A 17,732-nucleotide genomic window follows, 5' to 3' on the forward strand; every position below is an offset into this window, starting at 1 on the left:
CAATGATTCCTTTTTGAGATAACATCAACACGCATAAATCAAATTATCTATCGGTTGAAATTAGAGACATTTCACCACACACAGCTCAGCCTTGAGCGAATCGTTTTATCGCGGATAAGGTATTATCAGAAAGCGATAAATTACAAACCGCTAGCATTGAGTACAGCACGGATTTGATCATTGAAGTCAGTATCACTCATGTTACTAAGTTCATACAAGACTTCTGCACCAGTTAAGTTGAATTCAACTTCATGTTCGTCAATGCGTTCATCGTGATTGCGGAACATCAATAAATGATGCGCAATTCTAGCGATGTCGAGATAACTCACTTCTGGTCGCGTTAACTCGTATTTTTCGTTTGAGGATACTTCTCTGAAGTCGTTGTCAAACCCCCAACGCTCAAGTACCAGTTTACTTGTGGCAGAACAACGTGTTTGGAAGATCTGCAATGCAATATCTGGGTCTAAGTAATTGCCCCTATCTAAGTACAAGTGGTACTCATTAATTAGGCAAAATAACCCAATATCGGCTAATAGACCGACCAATAACGCCTTTTCTTGCTCTAGATGACCATAAGTGCCTGGCTCGTGGCTACGAAACGATTGAACCAACATCACCATGACGGCACCGAGCTCACGCGATATCGCGGCACTCTTCACCAAGATGGCATTGCATTCTTTAGTGAGATTAACTGAGTGTTTAAGTTGCTCAATCGCTTGTGCGGTAACAATATCACGTACACGAAGTATTCCGAGACGAGATACCGCTGTAGTTAAGTCGTTGCAGGTGATATTTCTGCGATTGAAAATCACAGAGTTAGCGACTCGTAAAACGACCGCTGCTAATCCGGGATCTTCCAATAAACAGTTAGCAACATCGGCAATCGTGGTGTGTTCTTCGACACATAACTGCTGAATTTTAAGCACGACATCAGGAATAGGAGGTAACGAAATCTTACCCGTGGAGATGGACTGTTCTACCAGCTGAGCAAACTCGGATTCCAGTGCGTTTATAAGCTTATCTTTATTATTTGGCAGCCAAAAAAATGATAAATGTTCCATTGTGACGCTGTACTTGAGATCTTTCGTACAGTGTACCCTTACAGCGTATTCTTTATCAATTAAATGCGTATTATGTGCCCGTAATTGCCAGCGAGATCATAATGATGGCGCGTTTTAGGCATGCTATGCGTCAAAAAAATATCACCACACGAACAATAAGTGTGAAACTAATCACGTATGCAGAATTTATACTTTTTTATATGTGACCTATGTCCTAACTTATTTTTCAACGTTAAGTATGATTAAGCAAGTTGGTGAGCACAACTCACAAAAATATCGCCAACAAATCGACATTTATAATTCGCTATAAGCTGCTGTTTATCTGGTGACATCGCTAATCGGGGTAATTTATTCAGATTAAAGAGGTCAATGGACATGACAGACCAAGCTTTTTTTAAATATGTACGCACCTTCAGTGAGTACCAAAAACGTTCTATGTTCGGTGGTATTGGTTTATTCACCGATGATGCTATGTTTGCGCTTGTCAGCAATGATTGCTGCTACTTACGTGGTGGTAATGGGCTAGATGAAGTGTTTACTCAACTGAGCTGTGAGAAGTATAAGCACGTCAAAAAACAGACGACGGCAACCGTAAATTATTATGATGTAACCGATTTATTCGAATCCGGATATGTAGGGCTTGATGAACTGGTACAGAAATCAATTGAATACTCAATTAAGGAACGGAAATATCAAAAGTCCTCTGCCAGTAGACGCTTAAGAGACTTACCCAACATGCAACTAACCCTTGAACGTATGGTCAAGAAAGCCGGTGTTGATGACGTAGAAACCTTTTTAGAACTTGGACCTGTAAAAGTCTTCAACAAAGTTAAAACGGCTTACGGTAATGATGTTGATGTAAAGCTACTGTGGAAATTTGCTGGTGCAACTGATGGCGTACATTGGAAACTGATCCAAGAGCCGCGTAAAAAACAGTTATTGGCACTGTGTGACTAGGCGAAGCTGATCGCACAATGATTGACTCGTTTCGATGGAGTTAGCGGGTCGTAAAGGCAAGTGTGAAAAGCGGAAAAAGGACGTTGAAGTTTTTTACCACTTCATTGAGTTAGTCATTAAATTAGACAAAAAACCGAGGCAGAGACCTCGGTTTTTGTTTTTTTAATTTGCTCTTTTCTTACAGCACAAATCTTAAAACTTAAAACGCGTAGTAAACATTACCTGATCACCGTAAAAATCGTTGATACGTGCTTCAGCACCCAAAGAGAAAAGCTCTGTTGAGTGGAATCGAGCGTAGGCAGAGCCAGTCCAATCGTCATCGTTATCGATAGAAACGTAGCCGACTTTGCCGCCTACTTCTAATTGAGGGCCCAACCATTGGCGAACACCTAAGTTCAGCTCCATACCAACATCTGTGCTGCTCTCGTTCGAAGGTTGCACAACGCGCATTAGCATTTCACCAGTAAGATCTGCCCAGTTGTTTAGCGGAGAATGGAAGCCAAAGCCTGCAGCTGAGTCAAAATCACTTTCAAACTCAGAGTCAATACGAGCAATAACATGCGCGTTCGGGTGAATTGATTTGCTGAATCCAGCACCAAATGTCACAGGACTTGCGCCAATACGTGCTTCGAAATAGTCGTAGCTAAAGTTGCTCATAGTTGCTGGCGCATTGCGATCGTTTGCAGCTAGGGCATGGCTTGATGCCACTAGTAAGGCAGCGGCTAATAGTGTTTTACGCATAACTAACGATAAACCTTGTTCATTATTTCCATGGATTCAAGCAACCACTTGAACCGTAATCTGATTTGTCCGACATCATAATAAAAAGGAAGGTCCACGACCAACAAAAATGTGTCGATGTTTTGTCAATTAACTTAATAGTTCCTTGGTTTAAGCAAAAACTACGCCATATACGTAGTGTCCGAGGATTTCACTCGGACAAGTAACGATGTTTTTCTAACCTCGTTCTACTATGCGAGGTAAGGTGGTTCAATGACCATCGTTGAGTTCAAGTTAGAACTAAACACTTTATTACTCGCCAAAGCTTGCTCTTCTATCTGCCATGGCGTTGAGGATTGCCTCAGAATCAAGGATTTGAGTCCAGGATAGCAGGTTATCATCATTCTCAATCACAAACGCGGTAAGCTGAGACACGATTGCCTTTCTCAACGCTTCGCCTTTCCAAGGTTTGGCAATGTAATAATCGAGACTCGCGTTATTTACGGCTTCTACGGTGTCTTCCAAACCGGCTTGTCCTGTGAGTAAAACTTTGCGCGCTGCTTTTGTGTCACCATTTTGACTGAGTTCGATTAAGAAGCTGATCCCAGTTTGTTCCGGCATAATGTGGTCACATAAAATGAGAGCAAGCTGAACTTCTTCTTCCGCCATCTCCTCAATCACTTGCCGAGCTTCAGTCACTGATTCCGCTCCTTCGACAACAAAGTTCTCCTCGAAGGGAGCAAGATCTTGGAGCACGCTATCCAAGACTTCTCGTTCGTCATCGACACATAAAATTAGATACTTGGTCATGTTTCATCTCCTTCTTCGATGACTGGTAACCAGACGGTCATTCTTGTGAACTGGCCGATCTCTGATTCGACGTCAATCCACCCTCTGTGTGCTGTTACGATTTGCTGGCAGATGGACAGCCCGATGCCTAAGCCAAAGTTACCTTCTTTTTTTGTGGTGAAGTTCAGCTCGAAAATGGCGTCTCTTTGCGATTCAGGAATGCCACATCCATTATCTTCAAATGAGATAACGGCATAATGTGTGTGCTCTTTTTCTACAAGGCGTGTTTGTATGTTTAACACACCTTTCTCTGGAAATGCGTCAATGGCGTTAGAGACCAAGTTCGTCCACACCTGTTGGAGTGCGATCGGTTGACAAAGGATGGAAGGCAAGTTTGCATAGTCGGTTGAAACTTGGTGCATTTTTAATTTGTTCTCGAAAATCACCAAGGTGTCTTCAATACCCTCATGAATATCGGCATAGTGCAGGGTTTCATCATCTGACCGAGCATATCCTTTCAGGCTTTTTACCATATCAGCAATTCGTGCTGCACAGACATTAATTGAGCGAAGTGTAGAACCTGCTTTGTGGTATTGCTCTAGTGTATTGAGAGCATGATAAGACGCTTGCTGCTTTCTCATTAGTTGGGTAAGTAGCTCTTGATCGGACTCTAATCCAAGGCTCACCACTTTTTTTGCCAATGCTCGGTCTGGAAAAGTATGGCTAAGCGCTTTTACGCGTGATCTGAGCTCGGCGGTTGAAGCGGGTTTTGAGGTTTGCGCTTTGCTCAGTAATTCAATGCCTTTGGTTTGTATATCGGAACTGGGCGCATCGTTAAGTAATCGTTCTAGCGTATGCGTTAAATTCTCTACGCCCCTCAATATCGCGGCTACTGGATTGTTTAGTTCGTGGGCCACTCCTGCAACCAATTGACCAAGCATCGCCATTTTTTCTCTTTCAATGAGCTGCTGGTGGGCTGATTCTAAAGATTCGAGCGTTTTTTGAAGTTGCAGTTTGGTGTTGATGCTTCTTTGCAATCGGCGGTTGAAGTGGCGTAAAAGCAAGTTTGTAAAAAGAGGCAGTAAGTTTGAGTCGCTTTGCATCACTTTATTGAATACGTTGCGATCGAGTTTGATAACTTCTGTTTTGGTTAGTGTTAGAGCTGTCGAGAAAGAACATTCCCCAGTAACAAACGACATGCCTCCGACAATATTCCCTTTGTTATGGCGTACAACCTCTCGCTGCATGCCTTGCTCATCGCGCTTGTACAGAGCCACTTCACCTTCGGTGATAAACCACAAAAAGCAATTTGGCTCGCCTTCCACGGTTAATAAGTGTTCAGGTGAGTATGTACGGCAAGCTCTTGTTTCGTCATTATCTTTGAAAAATTGCTGGAGAGCGGAGATCACTTGCTCGGCTAACTCGGCATCAGACATCGAGTGGTAGTCGTGTAAGAATCCAGCTTGATAATGGCTCATCTGGTTATTGATGTGCGCTCGCAACAAGCTGTGATGATCCAATATCTGACTGTAACTTAGCAGGTCTTCTTTGCCATTTCGCAAGATAAATTGGGTCAGCTCTTTTTGCACTGTGTTAAATAAGACGTGATCTGGCAAAGGTTTAGTGAGGCAGTGGTCGAGCCTGCCCTCATTAACGGCAGTGAGAATTGCCTCTATATCAGACGAGCAGCTAATAAGAATTTTTCTTGCTTGCTCGGTATGTGGCATCCGGTCTAAACCAATAAGAAAATCCACGCCGTTAAAATGAGCGTGATGGCTCGCTATAACTAAAGCAACAGTCTGTTCTCTTTCTTCTAGATACTCTAAAGCGCTTTGAGCCTCTTCTATCGATTCGACAGAAAATATATCAAACTTACTTGAGAAGGCAGACAGCTCCAATCGAAACTGTTCAGCACTGATTGGGTTGTTGTCGAGACACAACACAGCATAACGATTCACAGATGTTTTAGCTCCGGTTAAAACTTCGCCACGCAAACTTTAACAATAAAAGGACATGATGAGTGGGAGCCAAGTATGATTCCTGATTAATGGACTAGAATAAGCATCAATAGTCTGATTTGTCTCAATGTTTTCTCCGCAGGTGGTTTGGGGTAGACTGACCGAAAATATCTAATAAGTGACGTTATGCAAAATCTTAAAAAAATCGGCGCCATTGGTGGTGCTATCTCATTAGCACTGTGTTGGCCATTGGCTGTCGGACAAATTGGTCAGTCCATCATTGAAGATGGTATTACCAATATGAATGATGAAATGATTAAAGGTGAAGTGGTCGAGTATCAGCGTGGCTACTTGTCTTCAGTCGTGCTGACTCGTTATTCAGTTGTTGATCCTGAGCTTAAAACTCAGCTAGAGCGTGATGGTATGCCAACGACGTTTGACGTAACCAGTGATGTTAGCCACGGTCTAACAAGCCTAACAGCTGATTCAAAATTGGTGGACAATGACTTTTTGCCTCTCACGATGCATAGCCAGACTCAACTAAATGGCAATACAGCATTTATCCTCGACCTAGACAGTTGGCATTATCGTAACGAAGCGCAAGGTGTTTCTGTTTCTACAAGCCCTGCAAAAGTAACAGGTGATGTGACGGTATTGGGTGATCTCAATTACCAAGTTTCTGTTCCTTCTGTTCAAGTGGATTTTGAAAACGGTGAAGAGCTTCATCTGAATGCATTGACAGGGCAAGGTAAAGGAAAGCAAGCAAAAGGCTACTGGTTAGGCGAGCAATCTTTCTCTCTAGAGAAGCTAGATGTGGTTGATGCGAACTTGACGCCTGTCTTTTTGATTGAAAATGCGAGCTACCGTGGTAACACTACGATGAGTGAGTCTGGTGATAAGCTGAACAGTCAATTAAACCTAGATGCTAAGAAACTACGTTTAACTGATGGGACGGATGTCGATAACTTTAAGTTGGATTTCTCAATTGCAGATGTGGATAGCCAGTCTTTTGATCAAATTATGTCTATCTATCAAGGCTCTCCTATGCTAGATGAGCAGGAAATTGCGAATTTATTGCCGCATGTCGATACGCTGTTTAGCAAAGGTTTTGATTTATCCGTGAACGAGCTTTCACTCGCGTTCGGTGACGGCAAGTTCCACAACGAGTGGCAACTATCCATCCCTGAAGGTACTGAGCATATTACTCAAGATCCAATGAAGTTGGTGACGGCCACTACTGGTGAACTTAGCACTTACTTCTCTGATGAATTAGTAACGCATTACCCATTTATTCAAGAAGGGATTGATGAGCTCCTTATTATGGAGTTGATCGAAAAAGTAGAGGGCGGTTATCAATTAAAAGCAGAAATTGGTGAAGGCAAATTGAAGTTCGAAAATGGGCATGAGTTCCCATTGGTGGCTCTACTTATGCCTGCTTTGATGCAACAACAGTAATTCGTGTTGTTGCGAATTTGTTCCAATTCAACGCTTAGTCTTTAAAAAGAGGTCGTAAGACCTCTTTTCTTGTTTTTATCACTGCGAAAACGTGATATTAATTTCTTAATATTTACATAGCAGGAGCAATGAGCATCATGGAACAAAATACGGACAACGTATTTAACTTCAGTGCAGGGCCAGCAGGTCTGCCTAAAGCAGTTATGCAGCAAGCACAAAAGGAACTAATCGATTGGCAAGGTCTTGGCACTTCGGTCATGGAAATCAGCCACCGAAGCAAAGAGTTCATCAAAGTTGCAGAAGAAGCCGAGCAGGATTTACGTGATCTTCTGAATATTCCGGACAACTATAAAGTGCTGTTCTGCCAAGGTGGTGCTCGTGCTCAGTTTGCTGCTGTTCCTCTAAACTTACTTGGTGATGCCGATACGGCAACTTACATCGATGGTGGTTATTGGGCTGGAAGCGCGGTAGCTGAAGCGAAAAAATACTGCGAACCAGACGTGTTTGATGCAAAAACAGAAATCAACGGGAAAGTCGCGGTTCTACCTGCAAGTGAATGGAAAATTGCTCCAGAAGCGGCTTACGTTCACTTCTGTCCAAATGAGACCATTGATGGTATTGAGATTAACGATCTTCCTATCACCGACAAACCGATTGTTGCTGACATGTCTTCGACAATTCTTTCTCGTGAAATCGATGTGTCTAAATACGGTGTGATTTACGCGGGCGCTCAGAAAAATATTGGTCCTTCCGGCATTGCTATTGCTATCGTGCGCGATGATTTATTAGGTATGGCGAAGCAGGTACTACCAAGTATCTTGGATTACACTGTTTTGGCAGAAAAAGAATCAATGTTCAACACGCCACCAACCTTTGCATGGTACCTGTCTGGTCTTGTTTTCAAGTGGCTGAAGGCACAGGGTGGAGTAAAAGCGATTGAGCAAGTGAACCGCGCTAAAGCCGCGCTACTGTATGATTACATCGATCAGTCTGATTTCTACCGTAATGGCGTGCACTCAGCAAACCGTTCTTTGATGAACGTGCCATTTCAACTTGCTAAGCCTGAACTAGATGCAACCTTCCTTGAGCTAGCAGACTCTAAAGGGCTGAAAGCGCTAAAAGGTCATCGAGCAGTTGGTGGTATGCGAGCATCCATTTATAACGCAATGCCGCTAGAAGGTGTTCAAGCGTTAGTAGACTTCATGCAAGAGTTTGAGAAAAACTACGCGTAAGCTCAAACTGATAGTTGTTCTCCAAAGCGTCGCTATTGCGGCGCTTTTGTTTATCTCAACTCACATCATTCCAGGAAGGTAAAATGACCAAGGCAAATATTGAAGCGCTGACTAAGCAGTTCCCACTCTTGGCAGCACTTATTGATCTTGAAGAGGTTTGTTGGTTCAACCCCCATATCAGTTCCTTGGAGGAAGGCTTACCTCATGTCGGGTTAGATGAAAAAGATATTCAAGCGGCGAGTGAACGGCTAACAAGATTTGCGCCTTATTTGATGAAGGCGTTTCCCGAAACGGAAACGTCGCGTGGCGTTATTGAGTCCGCAGTGGTGGATATTCCCAATATGAAAGTGCGTTTGGAGCAGCAATACGACACACCAATATTGGGCCATTTAATGCTCAAAAAAGACAGTCATTTGCCAATTTCTGGTTCGATCAAAGCGAGAGGTGGTATTTATGAAGTGCTCACTCATGCAGAAAAGTTGGCGTTTGAAGCCGGCTTGCTCTGTGAAAGCGATGATTACAGCAAATTGTTCAGCAATGAGTTTCGGCAGTTTTTTAAGCAGTACAGTATTGCGGTTGGCTCAACCGGCAATCTTGGTATGTCCATCGGCATCATGAGTGCGAAGCTGGGTTTTTCAGTTTCAGTCCACATGTCTGCGGATGCGCGGGAATGGAAGAAAAATAAGCTCCGGTCACATGGTGTTAATGTCGTAGAGCACCAAGAAGATTATGGTATTGCTGTCGAGCAAGGTCGTAAAGAGGCAGAAAAAGATCCCAACTGTTTCTTTATCGATGATGAAAACTCACGGACGCTGTTTCTAGGTTACTCTGTTGCGGGTGAGCGTCTTAAGCAGCAATTTGATGACTTGGGAATCGTGGTTGATGAGCATCATCCATTGTTTGTTTATCTTCCTTGTGGTGTTGGCGGTGGACCTGGTGGGGTAGCATTTGGCTTGAAGGTAGCATTTGGCGAGCATGTCCACTGTATTTTCGCAGAGCCAACGCACTCACCGTGCATGCTGTTGGGCGTACATACAGGCTTGCATGACGATATTTCGGTGCAAGATTTGGGTATCGATAACATTACCGCCGCTGATGGTTTGGCAGTAGGTCGTGCCTCGGGATTTGTCGGAAGAGCGATGGAAAGGCTACTTGATGGTTTTTACACCATTGATGACGCTCGTATGTATCACCACTTGGGTGAGTTAAGTGAACTGGAAGGTATTAATCTAGAGCCTTCTGCATTAGCCGGTATGATTGGGGCAGTGCACGTCTCGAATAACCATGCTTATCAGTCTCGAATGAAATTTGACGAAGAAAAACTCAAAAACGCAACACATCTTGTTTGGGCAACAGGTGGGGGCATGGTTCCGGAAGATGAAATGGCGGCTTATCTCAAAAAATCTGGTCGGTAAATCAGCACTGTATACGTGCTTAATTAGGTAACTAATAATACAGGAATAACAAAAGGGCTCATCGTTTGATGAGCCCTTTTCGTCACTGAAAATCGAATTATAGAGATTGTAATAGCTGGTAGTAACGACCTTTTTGAGCGAGTAGCGTTGGATGGTCGCCTTGTTCGATGATCTCACCTTGTTCCATCAAACAGATGCTATCCATACTTTCTAACTCTATCAGTCGGTGTGTAATGAATACTACTGTCTTATTAGCAAAGTGTTCATTGAAAAGCGCCATCACTTTTTGTTCCGTACGCTTATCGAGGCCTTCAGTCGGCTCATCTAAGAGTAGGATTGGGGCATCACGTAGCAATGCTCGAGCAATACCGATTCGGCGTTTCTCACCACCAGATAACTGACGACCGCCGTCGCCTAACCAAGCGTCTAAACCTGGCTCTTCAAGAAGTCCGCCAAGCTCGACTTTTCGTAAAATAGTAGACAGTTGCTCATCACTTGCATCCGGAGCGGCCATGAGTAAGTTGTCACGTAGTGTCCCGTTTAGTACATCTACGCGTTGACTGACCACAGTCATTGCTGCTCGCAGGTCCGACTCGCTCCAATCTTGCAGTTTTGTACCACCGATTCGAACTTCACCTTGGTTAACATCCCAGTAGCGGCAAAGAAGCTGAATCAGTGTTGATTTACCTGAACCTGTTTGACCTACAATTGCAGTTTTAGTGCCCAACGGTAGTGAGAGTGACAAGTCTTTCAGCACCTTTTGCTGACCGTCAGGGTAAGTGAAGTCAATGTTGTCGAATTCAATGTCTAACGTTGTGCCTTTATGTTTCGATTGCTCAGGGAAGACAACGTCAGGTTCAGCCAAAATTACTTCATTTAAACGACGAGCAGAAGTCAACGTTTGACCCAGGTACTGGAATGCGCTCGCGATAGGCATCAGAATCTCAAAGCTCGCCATGGTTGCAAACGCAAACAGCGCAATCCAAGGATCAGGAGCACGACCACCTACGCCGTCTGCAGCAAACCAAAGCATCACAACCAGTGTAATGCCGTTCACCAGCATAAGCAGTCCTGAAGCCATGCCCGTTAAATTCGCGTTCACAAATTGGTTAGACAGCAACTGCTTCTGCTTCTCTAGAATGAGATTACGATAACGTTCTTCTGCTCCAAAGATACTCAGTTCACTGTAGCCTTGAAGCCAGTCCAGTGTCGCCACTCGCAATTGCGCTTTATGATGAGTGAGATTCTCGCCATTGTTTTTACCCAGTTTATAGAACAGTACTGGCCATACAAACAACATGACGGTAAGAATCGAGCCAAGCAGTAGGGCGAGATGCCAATCAAAGAACGCCAGGACAGCCGTTAAACTCAATATGCCAAAAACACCAATCACGACAGGGCTGATAAGTCGAAGGTAAACGTGATCCATCGCATCTACGTCCGCTACTAGGCGGTTGAGCAGATCGGCATCACGCATCGTAGAAACACGACCCGGAATCAGTGGTGCAAGTTTCTTAAAGAAGAAGATACGTAGATCGGTAAGCAGCTTGAACGTTGCATTGTGGCTAACGACACGTTCTCCCCATCGACCTGCGGTTCGAGCCATTGCAGCGCCGCGTACCCCGGCACCTGGTAACATGTAGTTGAAGGTCTCACGAGCAACCGTCAAGCCTGCCACCGCTGCGGCTGAAATAAACCAACCTGATAGCGTTAATAAGCCAATAGACGCCGCTAAGGTCAGAAATGCCAGTAGCATACCTAGCGAAAGACCAAACCAGTGTTTTTTATAGAGTTTTAGATAAGGGAGTAAATCACGCATCTAAGTTCCCCTTGTCTGTTTCACGTTGTGCGAGGTTCGCTTCCAACATGTCTTTAAATAAGCCATCTTCTGTCGACAGTGTGGCGTAATCACCACGTTGAACAATCTGGCCGTCCTGCATAACAAGAATTTGCGATACGTTTTGTAAAGGCGCAAGTTGGTGAGTAATCATCAAATTCGTTGTGGCATGCGCATACTTGTTAATGCCTTCCATCACGAGTTTTTCACTGCGAGCATCTAAGCTTGCGGTTGGTTCATCTAATAACCAAAAACGACCATTTTGTAGCATGGCGCGAGCCAGTGCTAAACGCTGCGCTTGGCCGACAGATAAACCACCAGAACGATCAGATATCGGATAATCCAACCCATGCATTTCAACAAATTCAGCAGCGTGAGAGTCATTCAACACAGAATGTACGTCTGCATCCTGAATATTTTGCTTACCTAGTGTGATGTTATCTCGAATGCTACCGTGTAATAGCATCGGGTTTTGACCAATCCAGCTTACTGCCTCTCGCCATGTGGCTAGATCCACTTGCGACAATTCGCAGCCATTAATTTTTAAGCTACCTTGATAAGGCATGAAACCGAGGATTGTGTTTACCAAACTTGTTTTACCTGCGCCACTTGGTCCAACCAACGCTGTACTTTTGTTGGCTTCAAGAGAGAAGGATAGGGGACCTGCGAGCTGCTTACCTTCCAGACTAAAAATGGTTAACTGGTCCGCTTCAATATGGATAGGGCTGTTTTTATCTAACGCTTGGGTACCATCTTTGATTTGATCGACTTCCAAGTCCAGAAACTCGACAATGCTTTCTGCTGCGCCAACCGCTTGCTGTTTCGCATGATAGAACGTGCCCAAATCACGTAATGGCTGATAAAACTCTGGAGCAAGAATCAGAATGAACAAACCAGCAAAGAGCGTAACACCTGCGCCGTAGTAGCCGAAGTCCAGCTCCCCGATATAACTAAAGCCAAAGTAGACAGCGGTAATTGCGATAGAAATAGAAGTGAAAAACTCTAACACCGCAGAAGACAGAAACGCGATTTTCAGAACGTCCATGGTACGAGTACGAAAGACTTCCGAAGCACCATTAAGAGTTTCAGTTTCAGATTTTGTTCTATCGAATAAGCGAATGGTCGTCATTGCTTGCAAGCGGTCATAAAAGTGACCCGACAAACGCTGCATTGCTTTAAAGTTTTTACGGTTTGCTTCTGCGGCTTTCATCCCAACCAGTGCCATGAAAATAGGCACTAGTGGTGCAGTGACTAGGAAGATCAAGCCTGCTGCCCAGTTTACTGGGAATACGACAACCAAAATGATGAAAGGCACTAGTACCGATAATGACATTTGAGGCAAGTAGCGTGAGAAGAAATCTTGCATATCTTCTACCTGCTCTAAGATGAGCGTTGCCCAACTGCCAGCAGGTTTGCCTTTGATGTAAGCTGGCCCAAGTTTATGAACTTTATCTAAAATGAGTTGGCGAATATAAACTCGAATTTGCTCCCCGCAACGGTAACCGGCAAGCTCTCGACCCCAGGTACAAGCAGCTCGACCGATAACCGTGCCACCGAGCCCAACAAAATGCCAAATGAGGTCGGCTTTGTCGACTTGGTCAATGATTAACTGGTGTAGAATGGAGGCGAGCAGGGCTGCTTGAGCCAATAAAAACACGCTTGAAAGTACGCCTAGGCCTATCGCAATCATAAGCCAGCGCTTGGCTAACTTACTTTGTTGCTTCAGCCACTTATTCAAGCTGCTTTGCTTTTTCTTATCCATCGTGAAGGCTTAATGATAATTGTTTTAATGAGGCGGTAGTATACAAAAGAAAACCCAGCGGGAATACCGCTGGGCTTTAAGGATATGACACAAATGTGAAAAGTTATTTGTCACCAAGTGAGTCTAAGAAACGTTCAGCATCTAATGCAGCCATACAACCTGTACCTGCAGAGGTGATCGCTTGACGGTAGTTGTGGTCCATTACGTCGCCAGCTGCAAATACACCTTCGATACTAGTTTGTGTTGCGTTGCCTTCAAGACCTGATTGAACGATGATGTAGCCATCTTTCATGTCTACTTGGCCTTCAAAGATTTGTGTGTTTGGCTGGTGGCCAATTGCGATGAATGCACCCATTACATCGATATCTTCTGTCGCACCGCTGTTCACGTCTTTAATGCGGACGCCCGTTACGCCCATATCGTCACCCAGTACTTCATCGAGAGTGCGATCGGTATGAAGAACGATATTACCGCTTTCAACTTTATCCATCAGACGTTTCACAAGGATCTTCTCTGCGCGGAATGAATCGCGGCGGTGGATCAGGTGAACTTCTGACGCAATGTTAGATAGGTATAGCGCTTCTTCAACAGCCGTGTTACCACCGCCCACAACTGCAACTTTCTGATTACGGTAGAAGAAACCGTCACAGGTTGCACAAGCAGAAACGCCGCGACCTTTAAATGCTTCTTCAGACTCAAGGCCAAGGTATTTTGCTGATGCGCCGGTAGATATGATTAAGGCATCACAAGTGTACTCACCTGAGTCGCCTTTTAAACGAAATGGGCGTTGTGATAGCTCTACTTCATTGATGTGATCAAATACGATTTCAGTTTCGAAACGCTCGGCGTGTTCTTTCATGCGATCCATCAATGCTGGACCTGTCAGTCCCTCAGCATCGCCTGGCCAGTTTTCAACTTCAGTTGTGGTGGTTAGCTGACCACCTTGTTGCATTCCCGTCACAAGCACAGGGTTTAAGTTTGCACGCGCTGCGTAGACGGCAGCTGTGTATCCTGCAGGACCAGAACCAAGAATTAATAATTTACAGTGTTTTACGTCGCTCATTATGGCTCCAAAAAGGGCGTAACATTTCCCTCGATTGTATGGAAATTCTTAGTGCTTTAAAAGCATAAACAACGATTGTGATCGAATAATTGGTTATAGATTAGAACCCACTAAATATTGATTGAGAACGTTGACTTCTAGCATAAAATTCTATTCGTAGTAGAGAAGTCTAGTTTCAAATATTGTCAAAGCGTAAAACTGAAACATGGCTCTGTTTTTGTGGTTTGGTTTGGTTTGTTATGTTGTTTTCGTCGTTTTGTTGAAGCTATCAACGTTAAAAGCTGGTAATTGCAGAATATTTGCGTAACCTAGTGTGTAAATTAAATGTTAATTAATGTGCCTCATTAAAGGAGCAAATGATGTTACATTCACGTGAGAATACTCTACATTTAACACAGCTCAGCATGGCAGCAATTGAGCAGCTTTCCCCATCGTTTGAAGAACTGCCTCGTACCGAACATGCAGATGGTCAGTATCGACTACGACGTTATTCTGTGGTTGGTTTTGATAACGGCAAAGTCATCGACTTAAATAAAAATAGCTTTGTTCAATCCTCTGATATCAACCGATTTCAAGGTGATGTTGTAAGACAATTCGAGCCAATTGAGAAGGATATTCTTACCAGCGATGGATTTCGAGAAATGTGTGAATTGTTTGTCAATGCGAATCATCTGCCAAACGGTCAAGAAATAGAAATTCACCAAATCCGTATCAGGGCACTGGAAGAAGAAACCCAAGTAGCACCTGAAGGTGTGCACCAAGACGGTTTTGATCACATTGCAATGGTTGGTGTGGGACGCCATAACATCATCGGTGGCGACATCATGCTGTACAGCAGCCATAACCAAGCCCCATTTTTCCGTAAAGTGCTAGAAACCGGAGAGGTCGCAATCTTGGCTGATAGCAAGCTGTGGCATAACGCGTGCCCAATCCGCTCTGTTATTGATGACGAAGCGGGCCATATGGATGTATTTGTACTCACTGCTACGGATAAGCGTAATGAACTTCAATCTTAATCAGATCAGAGAGCAATTTCCGGCGTTGGCTCAATACCACAACGACAAGCCCGTGACGTTTTTTGATGGTCCAGGTGGCTCACAAGTGCCTCAACCAGTACTAGACAGCATGGTTGGGTATTTAGGTCGTTTCAACGCTAACTTAGGCGGGCATTATTTTTCTAGCCAAGTGACCGTTGACGTAATGCAAAATGCGCGTGAGTCGGCTCAGGCGCTACTTAATGCCCCTTCATCTGGCAATATTGTCTTCGGTGCCAATATGACCTCACTAACCTTTCAGCTTAGTCGCGCGATTAGTCGAGATTGGCAAGCAGGAGATGAGATCATTGTTTCCGCTTTGGATCACTATTCAAATGTATCCAGCTGGCAGCAAGCGGCAGAAGATAAAGGCGTTACGGTTCATCAAGTTCGTATCAACGAAGAAGATTGTACGCTGGATATGGAGCATTTAAGCCGCCTTCTTTCTGATAAAACGCGCCTTGTCGCTGTGACTTATGCATCGAACACGACGGGTTCTATTGTGGATGTACAGCAAGTAGTCAGCATGGCGCACAATGTTGGGGCACAAGTTTATGTGGATGCCGTCCATTATGCGCCTCATCATTTGGTTGATGTTCAAGCGTTAGGTTGTGACTTTTTAGCTTGCTCAGCTTACAAGTTTTTCGGACCGCACGTTGGTATTGCTTACATAGCCGATCAGTGGCTCCACAGTATTCGCCCTTACAAAGTCGAGCCTGCCACTAATATAGGCCCTGGTCGATTTGAAACAGGAACGCAAAGTTTTGAAGGTCTTGCTGGTGTCGTTTCTGCGGTTGAGTATCTGGCTCAATTTGGTGAAGTCGGTTTACCTCTTCGCCAACGGTTGGAGCAAAGCTACCAACTGTATGAACAACATGAGCAGCGCTTGAGTGAGCGTTTCTTACAGCGTTTGAATGCATTAGATGGTGTCAATCTATTCGGTATCGCAAAGGAAGATAGCCAACTCCGCACGCCAACTTTTGCGCTAACGTTTGACCGATATTCTCCAGAGTTCATCGCGAAAACACTGGGTGAACATAACATTTGTGTATGGAATGGTCACTTTTATGCGTTGGGCTTAGTTCGTCAACTTGGTTTAGAAGAATCGGGTGGTGTAGTGCGAATTGGTTGTATGCATTACAATACAATAGAAGAAGTCGATATGTTATTCGATGTGCTAGAAAGCATCCTTGACGCATAACTAACGATTTCTTCCTAATAGAAAAACAAAAGCTCGAGTCAAACTCGAGCTTTTTTCGTTTTTATTTGAATCAACGCGTTTTACAAGCGATTACTCACTAACTTCAACTTCATAGGAAGTGAATTTTCTTACATTAATAACGCCAGTATCAAAGATGAGGTATTGACCTTTAATGCCTTGCAAAGTGCCAGTAACAACCGGGTTTTTATCGAAGTTATGCGAAGTGATCTTCGTTGGGTGCTGTTGTACCGGGTAGCTAAGGTCGGTAATGCTTTCGTTTAATACTTCAATGGCATCTTCGCCGAATTGCTGTTTTATCTCGGCAATTTTCTCTTCGACTAAAGGCAATAGCTCAGCAAAACGGTCCTGCAATGCCATAGGTTCACCGTCACCTTTAAGCAGTGTGCGCCAATTGGTCTTGTCTGCGATATGTTTCGCCAGTTCAACTTCAATTAAACCGGAGATATGGCGAGTTTTTACTTTAAAAATTGGCAAGCCCTGAGTCGCGCCTTGGTCAATCCAACGAGTCGGGATTTGAGTATGACGAGTAATACCAACTTTTAAGCTGGATGTGTTGGACAGGTAGACAAAGTGATCCACCATGCAATTCTCTTCACCCCATTGTGGTTCGCGACAAGTCCCTTGATCGTAGTGGCAGGTCTCTGGCTTCATGATACACATGTCGCAGCTTGCTAGCTTTTTCATGCATACAAAACAGTGGCCTTGCGAATAACTCTTTTTCGTTTTCTTTCCACATGAGCAACAAAAAATATTGCCAGTGTGAGTCAGTGTGAGCGTTTTACCCAGAAACGGAGTTAAGTCGATTTCTTCCTCACCGACAGGAAGACGGTAGTTGACGGCACCGTCCAGAGAAGCACGCATTTTGTTTAGCGTGCCAGTTGCAATTAATGACATGACATTACTCATTATTGTGTTTTTGCACAGTATATACTGAAGTGGAGAAGAGATGCAGGGTTGACAGGAGCTTTAAAGTAAATGTCTTGCACTAAATTATTATGCATCGTGTTTTATTTTCTAAAAATTATGGCTGTGAAATGCTTCGCAAATAGAAGTTGAGCTGCACTTTTTAGAAATTTTAAAACGTGATAACGGTTCAAAATCCGTTACTATGTGTCGAAACTAAGAATTGAATGAGAAAGTGATTTTATTTCTTGATAAATCACCTTGATTTCATTTTTTGAAATTATTGAACCTCACGTATTGCATATAATCTCAGCAGGTCACTTG

Annotated in this window: 14 protein-coding genes; 6 read left to right on the forward strand and 8 right to left on the reverse strand. The window is 43.9% G+C overall.

Annotated elements, in window-relative coordinates:
- Positions 1-140: 140 nt before the first annotated feature.
- Positions 141-1,061 (reverse strand): HDOD domain-containing protein, encoded by a 921-nt coding sequence (locus tag H9L11_RS13035; RefSeq protein WP_025766846.1) that lies wholly within the window; start codon positions 1,059-1,061, stop codon positions 141-143.
- 369 nt (positions 1,062-1,430) lie between these two features.
- On the opposite strand from H9L11_RS13035, the gene H9L11_RS13040 reads away from it, so the two are divergent.
- Positions 1,431-2,018 (forward strand): TfoX/Sxy family DNA transformation protein, encoded by a 588-nt coding sequence (locus H9L11_RS13040; protein ID WP_005378007.1) that lies wholly within the window; start codon positions 1,431-1,433, stop codon positions 2,016-2,018.
- Positions 2,019-2,210: 192 nt separating this feature from the next.
- On the opposite strand, the gene H9L11_RS13045 is transcribed toward H9L11_RS13040, so the two are convergent.
- From H9L11_RS13045 to H9L11_RS13055, 3 genes are all read right to left on the reverse strand, one after another.
- On the reverse strand, positions 2,211-2,759 hold the full coding sequence (locus tag H9L11_RS13045) for a hypothetical protein (RefSeq protein WP_005378006.1): 549 nt from the start codon (positions 2,757-2,759) through the stop codon (positions 2,211-2,213).
- 291 nt (positions 2,760-3,050) lie between these two features.
- Positions 3,051-3,548 (reverse strand): response regulator, encoded by a 498-nt coding sequence (locus H9L11_RS13050; RefSeq protein WP_017820839.1) that lies wholly within the window; start codon positions 3,546-3,548, stop codon positions 3,051-3,053.
- Positions 3,545-5,485 (reverse strand): ATP-binding protein, encoded by a 1,941-nt coding sequence (locus H9L11_RS13055; protein WP_065275065.1) that lies wholly within the window; start codon positions 5,483-5,485, stop codon positions 3,545-3,547. The genes H9L11_RS13050 and H9L11_RS13055 overlap by 4 nt, the downstream gene beginning before the upstream one ends.
- Positions 5,486-5,671: 186 nt before the next feature.
- Between H9L11_RS13055 and H9L11_RS13060 the strand changes: the two genes are divergently transcribed.
- The 3 genes from H9L11_RS13060 to H9L11_RS13070 all read left to right on the forward strand — a co-directional run bounded on the left by H9L11_RS13060 (position 5,672) and on the right by H9L11_RS13070 (position 9,587).
- Positions 5,672-6,940: a DUF945 family protein gene (locus tag H9L11_RS13060; RefSeq protein WP_064368075.1), complete on the forward strand. Its 1,269-nt coding sequence runs from the start codon at positions 5,672-5,674 to the stop codon at positions 6,938-6,940.
- 137 nt (positions 6,941-7,077) lie between these two features.
- The gene (gene serC, locus H9L11_RS13065) at positions 7,078-8,172 is read left to right on the forward strand and encodes a 3-phosphoserine/phosphohydroxythreonine transaminase (RefSeq protein ID WP_064353824.1); all 1,095 of its coding nucleotides are present in this window, start codon (positions 7,078-7,080) and stop codon (positions 8,170-8,172) included.
- An 83-nt stretch (positions 8,173-8,255) separates the two neighbouring features.
- On the forward strand, positions 8,256-9,587 hold the full coding sequence (locus H9L11_RS13070; RefSeq protein WP_205390818.1) for a D-serine ammonia-lyase: 1,332 nt from the start codon (positions 8,256-8,258) through the stop codon (positions 9,585-9,587).
- A gap of 97 nt (positions 9,588-9,684) precedes the next feature.
- Here the strand turns inward: H9L11_RS13070 and cydC are convergent, their stop codons facing one another.
- The 3 genes from cydC to trxB form a co-directional block, all read right to left on the reverse strand.
- The gene (gene cydC / locus H9L11_RS13075; protein ID WP_205390819.1) at positions 9,685-11,406 is read right to left on the reverse strand and encodes a cysteine/glutathione ABC transporter ATP-binding protein/permease CydC; all 1,722 of its coding nucleotides are present in this window, start codon (positions 11,404-11,406) and stop codon (positions 9,685-9,687) included.
- Positions 11,399-13,186 (reverse strand): cysteine/glutathione ABC transporter permease/ATP-binding protein CydD, encoded by a 1,788-nt coding sequence (gene cydD, locus H9L11_RS13080; protein ID WP_205390820.1) that lies wholly within the window; start codon positions 13,184-13,186, stop codon positions 11,399-11,401. The genes cydC and cydD overlap by 8 nt, the downstream gene beginning before the upstream one ends.
- A gap of 103 nt (positions 13,187-13,289) precedes the next feature.
- On the reverse strand, positions 13,290-14,249 hold the full coding sequence (gene trxB, locus H9L11_RS13085) for a thioredoxin-disulfide reductase (RefSeq protein ID WP_005377991.1): 960 nt from the start codon (positions 14,247-14,249) through the stop codon (positions 13,290-13,292).
- A 359-nt stretch (positions 14,250-14,608) separates the two neighbouring features.
- Between trxB and H9L11_RS13090 the strand changes: the two genes are divergently transcribed.
- The gene (locus H9L11_RS13090; protein WP_005377989.1) at positions 14,609-15,265 is read left to right on the forward strand and encodes a 2OG-Fe dioxygenase family protein; all 657 of its coding nucleotides are present in this window, start codon (positions 14,609-14,611) and stop codon (positions 15,263-15,265) included.
- Positions 15,249-16,484, forward strand: a complete 1,236-nt coding sequence (locus H9L11_RS13095; protein ID WP_005377986.1) for a cysteine desulfurase-like protein — start codon at positions 15,249-15,251, stop codon at positions 16,482-16,484. The genes H9L11_RS13090 and H9L11_RS13095 overlap by 17 nt, the downstream gene beginning before the upstream one ends.
- A 90-nt stretch (positions 16,485-16,574) precedes the next feature.
- On the opposite strand, the gene H9L11_RS13100 is transcribed toward H9L11_RS13095, so the two are convergent.
- Complete coding sequence (locus H9L11_RS13100) at positions 16,575-17,399, reverse strand: DUF2797 domain-containing protein (protein ID WP_005377984.1); 825 nt, start codon at positions 17,397-17,399, stop codon at positions 16,575-16,577.
- Between the last annotated feature and the right edge of the window lie 333 nt (positions 17,400-17,732).

Origin of the sequence: Vibrio sp. sp1 (assembly GCF_016920955.1) — a bacterium.
Taxonomy (GTDB): domain Bacteria; phylum Pseudomonadota; class Gammaproteobacteria; order Enterobacterales; family Vibrionaceae; genus Vibrio; species Vibrio alginolyticus.

What these genes read in the sequence shown, in the direction of transcription:
- H9L11_RS13035 (WP_025766846.1), bottom strand. Translation starts at nt 1,061, where the DNA reads ATGGAACATTTATCATTTTTTTGGCTGCCAAATAATAAAGATAAGCTT.
- H9L11_RS13040 (WP_005378007.1), top strand. Translation starts at nt 1,431, where the DNA reads ATGGACATGACAGACCAAGCTTTTTTTAAATATGTACGCACCTTCAGT.
- H9L11_RS13045 (WP_005378006.1), bottom strand. Translation starts at nt 2,759, where the DNA reads ATGCGTAAAACACTATTAGCCGCTGCCTTACTAGTGGCATCAAGCCAT.
- H9L11_RS13050 (WP_017820839.1), bottom strand. Translation starts at nt 3,548, where the DNA reads ATGACCAAGTATCTAATTTTATGTGTCGATGACGAACGAGAAGTCTTG.
- H9L11_RS13060 (WP_064368075.1), top strand. Translation starts at nt 5,672, where the DNA reads ATGCAAAATCTTAAAAAAATCGGCGCCATTGGTGGTGCTATCTCATTA.
- serC (WP_064353824.1), top strand. Translation starts at nt 7,078, where the DNA reads ATGGAACAAAATACGGACAACGTATTTAACTTCAGTGCAGGGCCAGCA.
- H9L11_RS13070 (WP_205390818.1), top strand. Translation starts at nt 8,256, where the DNA reads ATGACCAAGGCAAATATTGAAGCGCTGACTAAGCAGTTCCCACTCTTG.
- cydC (WP_205390819.1), bottom strand. Translation starts at nt 11,406, where the DNA reads ATGCGTGATTTACTCCCTTATCTAAAACTCTATAAAAAACACTGGTTT.
- cydD (WP_205390820.1), bottom strand. Translation starts at nt 13,186, where the DNA reads ATGGATAAGAAAAAGCAAAGCAGCTTGAATAAGTGGCTGAAGCAACAA.
- trxB (WP_005377991.1), bottom strand. Translation starts at nt 14,249, where the DNA reads ATGAGCGACGTAAAACACTGTAAATTATTAATTCTTGGTTCTGGTCCT.
- H9L11_RS13090 (WP_005377989.1), top strand. Translation starts at nt 14,609, where the DNA reads ATGTTACATTCACGTGAGAATACTCTACATTTAACACAGCTCAGCATG.
- H9L11_RS13095 (WP_005377986.1), top strand. Translation starts at nt 15,249, where the DNA reads ATGAACTTCAATCTTAATCAGATCAGAGAGCAATTTCCGGCGTTGGCT.
- H9L11_RS13100 (WP_005377984.1), bottom strand. Translation starts at nt 17,399, where the DNA reads ATGTCATTAATTGCAACTGGCACGCTAAACAAAATGCGTGCTTCTCTG.